The organism is Spirillospora sp. NPDC049652, from assembly GCF_040675125.1.
Classification (GTDB): Bacteria; Actinomycetota; Actinomycetes; order Streptosporangiales; family Streptosporangiaceae; genus Spirillospora.
Genome location: NZ_JBFAOF010000315.1, coordinates 1 through 7,354, shown reverse-complemented (window position 1 = coordinate 7,354; position 7,354 = coordinate 1). Strand labels below are relative to the sequence as shown.

Genomic DNA, 7,354 nt, shown 5'->3' with positions numbered 1-7,354 from the left:
CACCTCCGGACGCGTCGCCAGCGGGAAGTCCAGCCGCACATGCAGGCAGCCCTCGCCGAAGTGCCCGAACGGGACGCCGCGCAGCCCGTGCGTCCGCATCAGTGCGTAGAGTTCCCGCAGGTAGGGCGCTGTGCGGTCGGGCGGGACGGCCGAGTCCTCCCATCCGGGCCACGCCTCTCCGCCGTCGGGGAGGCGCGTCACGATGCCCGCGCCCGCCTCCCGGATCCACCACAACTCGCGCATGCGGCGCGGATCGTCCACGACGACAGAGTGCGGCGCGGCCTGGGCCAGCGCGTGCGCGGCTTCGCGCGCCTCCTCCGCGGTCTCGCCGCCGGCCTCGCAGTACAGCCAGCCGCCGCCGGGCGGGAGATCGGCTCCCGCGCCGGCCCGTCCGGGCCTGGTCCGCAGTGCGGCGAGCAGGTCGGACGCCATCCCCTCGACGGTGAGCGCCATGCCGGACGCCGCGATCGCGGGAGCGGCCTCGGCCGCCTCGTACACGTCGGGGAAGCCGAGCACCGCGAGCGCCCGCGCCTTCGGGGCGGGCACCAGACGGACGGTCGCCTCGGTGACGATCCCGCACGTCCCCTCCGCCCCGACCAGCGCCTTCGCCACGTCGAACCCGTTCTCGGGCAGCAGGTGGTGCAGGCCGTATCCGGAGCCCTGCCGATCGAACCGGCCGAGCTCGGTGCGCAGCGGGCCGAGGTGAGCGTCGCGCAGCCCGCGCAGCCCGCGGTCGAGTGCCGGGTCGTCGACGCCGCCGCGGCGGGCGGTGACGTGCCGTCCGTCCGCGAGGAGGAGCCGCAGCTCCAGGACGTTCGCGGCGGTCGTCCCGTACGCGACGCTGTGCGAGCCGCAGGCGTTGTTGCCGATCATTCCGCCGAGCGTGCACCGCGAGTGCGTGGACGGGTCGGGCCCGAACGTCAGCCCGTGCGCCGCCGCGGCCGCCCGCAGATCGTCCAGCACGACGCCGGGCTCGACGACGGCCGTCCGGGCGCCGGGGTCGATCGCCTTGATCGCCGTGAGGTGCCGCGAGACGTCCACGACCAGCCCGTCGCCGATCGCGTTCCCCGCGACCGACGTCCCGCCGCCGCGGACGGTCACGGGCACCCCGGCCTCGACCGCCGCCCGCCGGATGCGTTCCAGGTCCCCGGTGGTGCGCGGTTCCGCCACGGCCGCCGGGACGCGCCGGTACAGGGACGCGTCCGAGGAGTAGGCCGTGCGCGCGGTCAGGTCAGTGCGGACGATCCCGGAAAGCCTTTCGGCGACAGGCCCGAACATCCCCTCACGGTAACCGGAGTCGCGCGGCCTCCCCATGGCCGGAGCGGGACGGCGCGCCGAACACCGCCGTCCCGCAACGCACACTCGAACACACGGAATTCCGCTGGGCGAGAATCAGCTGGATCTTGGCACCATGTCACATCGTCCGGCACGAATACTTGTCAGAAGTCCGCGCCACCGCTCGTGACTCAGCTCCATCTCTCCGCGCTCGGGGGCGCGCGAATCCCGGACGAGCACCCGCGCGCGCCAGGGCGCGACCTCGACACAATCCCCCGTGGCACCGCTCACGCTGCTCTTGCGCCAGGTCAGCGCATCCCCCCGGTCCGACCGAACGACCATCCAGCAACCCTCCATACATTGCTGGCAGGGGTCACCTCGCCCGTGAACGGACCGGCACACCCACCGAGCCAGGGTCGAGTAGGGCATAACTCACCACAGCCTTGTGGCCTCTCCGCTCATGAGTGTAGGCGTTTGTCCTTTTCGCGCCTATACTTCGCCACAAGATCAAGTTACGCCCTATATAGCCTGACGGCCCGATAGGTGTGCGTTTCGAGTTATCCCTCCCTCACCCCTCCAACTCGTCGGCGACCTGCCGGATGAGTTCGACGGTCTGGTCCGCCGGGAGCGCGGATTCAAGCATGCGTTCGAAAATGTCGCGGTACTCGGCGACCTGCGGGTCGTCCCCGCTGATGGTCGCCGCCGTGCCGGGCCTGCCCTCCAGGTGCAGCACGTCGGACAGCTCCCCGTCGAACTCCAGCAGCACGAACGGGCCGTAGACGCCCTGGTGGTAGCCGGCCCGGAACGGGATCACCCGCACGACGAGCCGGTCCTCGTTCTCGACGCGGTCGACGATGTGCTTGAGCTGCGCGGGCATGATGCCCGGATCCTCGCCCACCCCGACGTGGCGGCGGATGACGGCCTCGTCGAGGAGGTAGTACTGGCGCGGCGGGACCGCCCGCTCGCGCAGCCGGCGCTGCCGCTCCAGCCGGAGCTCGATCGCCATCTGCTGGGCGGTCGGGTTGGCCAGGTCGGAGGTGATCACCTGCGCGTACTCCGAGGTCTGCAGCAGCCCCGGGACCAGCGCGTTGTGGAACTGACGGATGATCGACGCACCGGCCGTGTAGCCGGTCAGGCTCAGCAGGTCGTCGCTGACCAGGCTCCGGTACTTGTTCCACCACGGGGTCTCGCGGGCGCCCCGCGCGAGCGTCTGCAGGCGCTCCTGGCGGCTCTCGGACGTCACGTCGTACGTCATGAGCAGCGCCTGGAGATCGGTCCGGGTGATGGAGCTCTTCCCGCCCTCGACCCGGATCAGTTTGGACGGCGACCACTCCAGGGTGCGCGCCACCTGCTCCTGGGTCAGGCCTTTCTCTTTCCGGAGCCTGACGAGTTCGCTGCGCAGCAACGCGCTGTCGACTACCGGACCCTGGTCCGTGGCCATCTCAGCCTCATCCTCACTGGAACGGGCGCAGGTGGGCGCGTCCGGCGTCCAAGCCCCGAACGAGCGGCACCTTCACCCGCTATCCGCTCGTTCTCACGTTGTGTAGTTGAAAGCATATAGCCGGATGCCACATGGCAACCAGTAACAAGTCACATTGCTGGCGATCGAGACGGAAGCAACCGGCGCGCCACCCGCCCGCCCGACGGGAGGCGTCGCGCCATCGGGCGCCGACCGACCGCCCGGGGGACCGGGGTGCCCGCCGGAGAAGCGGCCACGTCTCCGCCCGTCTCATGGTTTCATTCCTCTTCCTTGCGGTAAGGCAGGTGTTAGGATGCAATGTAGCAAATCGGTAGACGCTCGGATGCTCCACACCAGAGTGAAGGGTCCGGAGCCGACCAGCCCTCACCCTCAGTGAGGAGTTGCGGCTTCGTCCGGAGGGCGCGAGCGCGCCGATCGACGCGCCGACGCTCGGGAGGCACTGACGAGGGACGCCAACCGCCCTACGGGGACGCGAGCAGAGCCGCCCCGGATCCGTCTCGACACCGGTTGCCAGCCAGGGAGATCGAGAGGGGACGGGGGCGGCTCCGCAGGGGATCGTCAGGTCACCCGCCGGAACCCGCGACCCGCACCGGAACACCCGGATGCGGCGTGATGACCAGCGGAAACGATGACGGTCTTCGTCAATCAAAGCACGCTCGACCGGTTCTCACCAGGGCCGGACCGGCTTCCGTTCCCCCAGCGCCCCAGCGTTGCGGGAGAGGTCGCGGAGGCCGACCACGGCGGACCGGCGCCCCGGCGCCGGGACCCGCGCAGCGCTTCGATTTCCGGCGGTCCACCCGCCCCCTCCCCCCTGACGAGGGTTCTGATGACCACATTTCCGGACCGGCACAACCCCTTCGACCCCGACGAACCCCCCGAAACCGCCGACGACGGCACCCCCAGCCCTGACGAGACGACCCGGCGTGACCGTCCGGCCGAGGACCGGCTCCGCGCCCGGGTCGACCGGCTCCGCGCCGACGCGGAGCGGTTCGGCGCGCGAGGCGAGCGCCCCTACGCGCGGGAGGCGTACGCGCGGGAGGGACAGGTCACCGCGAAGGGTGCGCGTCCCGCCGGACGTCCCGCGGACGACCTGCTCGCACCGACGCAGCCGATGGCCTGGCCCCCGCGGGACGACGACGTGGCGGCCCCCACGCCCGCGTCCGGGATCATCGGAACCGGACTCCGGCCGGAACCGGCCGTGACCGGACTGCACGACCGCCCTCCCGTCCCCGCGGCCGGGTTCGAGCGTGCGCCGGGCCGAGCCGTCGAGGGGGCGGCCCGGCCCGGCGTCCCCGTCGTCCCGGCCGCGCTGCCGGGAGCCGGGATGCCGGCGCCGGCGGGCGGGGGCCTGCCGCCGCTGCCGGGCCCCTTCGACGAGCCCACGCTTCCGGAGCCGGAGGGCTGGTCGGCCGGCTCGGCGGACTTCTGGTCCGCGCTGACCTCGGTCGAGCGGATGCGCTTCCTGAAGTTCTCCGCGCCGGAGGTGCTGCCCGCCGGGCACGTGCTGTGGCGCCAGGACGACCTCGCCGACCACGTCGCGGTGATCTGGTCCGGGAAGGTGACGATCCGGGTCGCCGAGAACGGCGTCGAGCGGATCGTGGCGGTGCGGGGGCCGGGCGACCTGATCGGCGAGCGGGCCGCGCTGCTGGTGCGCAAGCGCTCGGCCACGGTCGTCGCGCTCGACCGGCTCACCGTGCTCCGGATGCCGATCGGCGAGTTCGCCGCGTTCCTGACGGCCTACCCGCGCATCCTGGCCGTCCTCGACCAGCAGATGTACACGCGGCTCACCCAGATCCCCGGTGACGGGGCCGGGGTCGGGAGCGGGGGCGGGGGTGGGGCGCTGCCGGCCGTCCAGGCGACGCTGTCCCCGACCCGCGGGTCAGGAGCGCCACCGCCGGCCCGCCGGGACGCCGCGCCGACGCACGACTGGGCCGGCCAGGTCTGCTCGATCATGTTCGTGGACGTCGTGGGGTTCTCCGCCCCGCACCGCAACGACCACGACCGGCTGGAGCTGCGGCGCGTCCTGTACGAGGCGGTTCCCGAGGCCCTGGAGGGGTCGAACGTCCCCTGGGCGGCCTGCTACCACGAGGACCGCGGCGACGGCATCCTCATCGTCGTCCCGCCGCAGGCCCCGCCCGACCGCGTGATCGACCCGATGCTGTCGCTGCTCACCGCGCGGCTGCGCCGGCACAACCACGCCGCCAGCGAGGCGATGCGGCTGCGCATCCGGATGTCGCTGCACATCGGCCCGGTGATGCCCGACCGGGAGGGCGTGAACGGCGCGGCGATCATCCAGGCCGCCCGCCTGCTGGACGCCCCGGAACTGCGGCACCGCATGGCCGACACCGACGCGGACGTGGGGTTCGTGGCGTCCGAATACGTGTACGACAACGTCCTGGCCTGGGGGCCGGGCTACATCAACCCGCGCTCGTTCCAGCGCATCCGCTTCCGCGCGAAGAACGCGGCCTACACGGGCTACATGCACCTCTCGCAGGGCACCTTCTGACCGTCCCCACCGCGATCACCCCGCCGGACGGCGGCACGGGAGCACGCCGGCCGGTTCGCGGATCCAGCACGACGCGTCCCCCGCACACCGCGGGGGACGCCGCGTTTCCGCGCGCTTCACGCGGGCGGGTCAGCGGGGACGTGAGCGCCGGGGCGCGGAGGGACGGGTGCGGAAGCCCTCGGTGAGCTGCCGTTCGGCGCGGTCGAGGTAGTCGGCCATCCGGTCGGCGGCCGCCAGGAACTCCCCCCGGTCCAGCAGCGCGGCGATCTCCTGGTTGAGGGCGAGGTAGGGCTCGTGGAAGGGGCCCGGGTCGGTCATGCCCGCGGGCCCTTCGCCGGGCGGACGCGGGGGAGCCGGAGGACGAAGCGGGCGCCCGCGTCGCTGTCGGCGATGGCCAGGGTGCCGCCGTGGGCGCGCGCGATCTCGCGGGCGATCGGCAGGCCGAGGCCGGTGCCGGTGGGGTCGCGGTCGCGGCTCTCGCGGAGCCGGACGAACCGCTGGAAGACCAGCTCGCGGTTCTCCGGCGGGATGCCCGCGCCGTCGTCGGTGACGGTCAGGACGGCGTCGTCGCCGTCCGCCGCGACCGACACCGCGATCCGGGACGCGGCGTGCCGTTCGGCGTTGGTGAGCAGGTTGGTCAGCAGCCGGGCGAGCTGGAGCCGGTCGCCGCGCACCACGACGCCCTGGTCGAGGTCCGTGGCGGTGCGGGTGTCGCGGACGGCCCGGGCGAGCTCGGTGGAGACCAGCAGGGCGAGGTCGACCTCGTCGTCGCCGGCGCCCGACGAGGCGTCCAGGCGGGCGAGCGCGAGCAGGTCGGTGACGATCGCGTTCAGCCGGTCCAGCGACACCAGCACGTTCTGGGCGACCCGCGGCCAGTCGGCCTGGTCGGGGTACAGCAGGGCCTCCTCCAGTTGGGTGCGCGCGCCGGAGATCGGGCTGCGCAGGTCGTGGGACGCGTCGGAGGTGAACCGGCGCTGCCGCTCCAGCGCCGCGTCCAGCCGGTCCAGCGTGGCGTTGGCGGTCTCGGCCAGGTGCCGGATCTCGTCCTTGACGGGCGGCACCGGCACGCGGCGGGCGGACTCGGTCGCGGTGATCTCGGCGAGTTCGAAGCGGATCGCGTTCACCGGCGCGAGCGTGCGGTCGACGGTCCGGCGGGTGAGCAGGATGGTGAGCAGGACGACCAGCAGCGAGGTCAGGATCAGGAACGCCAGCAGCGTGCCGCTGGCGTACCAGGGGCCGCTGGCCTCGGCGGCGTACACGGTCCAGTCGCCGTCCGGCTGGAACACCCGGAAGGCGATCACGTCCATGCAGCCGTGCAGGCCGTGCGGCGGGCAGAGCACGCGGTAGGCGCTGACGGTGTCCTCGCCCGGCCGGAAGGAGGCGATGGGCGGCTTGCCGACCAGGTCGCGCGTCGCCGACACGACCCTGCCCTTCGCGTTCAGCACCTCGGCCGCCTCGATGCCCTGCAGCGACGGGAGCTGCCCGGGCAGCCGGTCCCGCTTGATCATCTGGATGATGCTGAGCGCGGCGGTCGTGGTCCGCTGCCGGTCGTAGTCCTCGACCCGGCCGCGCACGCCCACCACGATGAGCACGCCGACGACCACGCAGGCCAGGGCCGCCACGCTCCCGGCGACCAACGGCAAGCGCACGCGTATCGGCCAAGTCCGCAGTCTGGTCACCCGTCCTCCCGTGGGGAGGTAACCACTCCATGTTTCCCGTTTCCCTCTCGTCACAGGCCAACCGGCGATAAGAGGGAGCAAAGAACTCGTCATATCGGGACGGGAACCCCTCAGAAGCAGCGGACCCGCCACGGATCGGTCAGCCCGCTTCCCTCGGCCGGGCCGCCCGAAACTCCCGGGTCCTCCATCCGACCACCCCCTTCGGCGGACCCCGCCGGCACCGCCCGCCGTGCGGGTCAGCCCGCGACGTCCGGTTCGCCCTCGGCGACGGGACGGCGGCGGATCGGCACGCGCGGGCGCGGCAGCCTCGGGAAGCGGCGGGAGTCGCGCTGCTCGTCCGGATCGGCGGCCTCGGCGTCGGCGGCGTCCAGGACGGCCTGGTCCGGGGTGCGCGGTACGGCGAGGCGGGTCGCG

At 72.9% G+C, this 7,354-nt stretch carries 6 protein-coding genes; 1 reads left to right on the top strand and 5 read right to left on the bottom strand.

Annotated elements, in window-relative coordinates; translation table 11 throughout:
- From AB0J52_RS20555 to AB0J52_RS20545, 3 genes are all read right to left on the bottom strand, one after another.
- The coding region (locus AB0J52_RS20555; RefSeq protein WP_500183218.1) for an FAD-binding oxidoreductase at positions 1 to 1,278 on the bottom strand (1,278 nt) is incomplete at its 3' end.
- A gap of 114 nt (positions 1,279 to 1,392) precedes the next feature.
- Positions 1,393 to 1,617, bottom strand: a complete 225-nt coding sequence (locus tag AB0J52_RS20550) for a DUF397 domain-containing protein (RefSeq protein ID WP_500183217.1) — start codon at positions 1,615 to 1,617, stop codon at positions 1,393 to 1,395.
- Between the two features lie 226 nt (positions 1,618 to 1,843).
- Positions 1,844 to 2,716: a helix-turn-helix domain-containing protein gene (locus AB0J52_RS20545; RefSeq protein WP_500183215.1), complete on the bottom strand. Its 873-nt coding sequence runs from the start codon at positions 2,714 to 2,716 to the stop codon at positions 1,844 to 1,846.
- 865 nt (positions 2,717 to 3,581) lie between these two features.
- On the opposite strand from AB0J52_RS20545, the gene AB0J52_RS20540 reads away from it, so the two are divergent.
- On the top strand, positions 3,582 to 5,261 hold the full coding sequence (locus AB0J52_RS20540) for a cyclic nucleotide-binding domain-containing protein (protein WP_500183214.1): 1,680 nt from the start codon (positions 3,582 to 3,584) through the stop codon (positions 5,259 to 5,261).
- A 129-nt stretch (positions 5,262 to 5,390) separates the two neighbouring features.
- On the opposite strand, the gene AB0J52_RS20535 is transcribed toward AB0J52_RS20540, so the two are convergent.
- Entirely contained in the window at positions 5,391 to 5,579 is a 189-nt protein-coding gene (locus tag AB0J52_RS20535; RefSeq protein WP_500183213.1) for a hypothetical protein, read from the bottom strand.
- Positions 5,576 to 6,910, bottom strand: a complete 1,335-nt coding sequence (locus tag AB0J52_RS20530; RefSeq protein WP_500183212.1) for a sensor histidine kinase — start codon at positions 6,908 to 6,910, stop codon at positions 5,576 to 5,578. Before AB0J52_RS20530 ends, AB0J52_RS20535 begins: the two co-directional genes overlap by 4 nt.
- Positions 6,911 to 7,354: the final 444 nt, after the last annotated feature.

Excerpts from the sequence above, each read along its gene's own strand:
- AB0J52_RS20550 (WP_500183217.1), bottom strand. The coding sequence starts at position 1,617 with ATGGTCGTTCGGTCGGACCGGGGGGATGCGCTGACCTGGCGCAAGAGC.
- AB0J52_RS20545 (WP_500183215.1), bottom strand. The coding sequence starts at position 2,716 with ATGGCCACGGACCAGGGTCCGGTAGTCGACAGCGCGTTGCTGCGCAGC.
- AB0J52_RS20540 (WP_500183214.1), top strand. The coding sequence starts at position 3,582 with ATGACCACATTTCCGGACCGGCACAACCCCTTCGACCCCGACGAACCC.
- AB0J52_RS20535 (WP_500183213.1), bottom strand. The coding sequence starts at position 5,579 with ATGACCGACCCGGGCCCCTTCCACGAGCCCTACCTCGCCCTCAACCAG.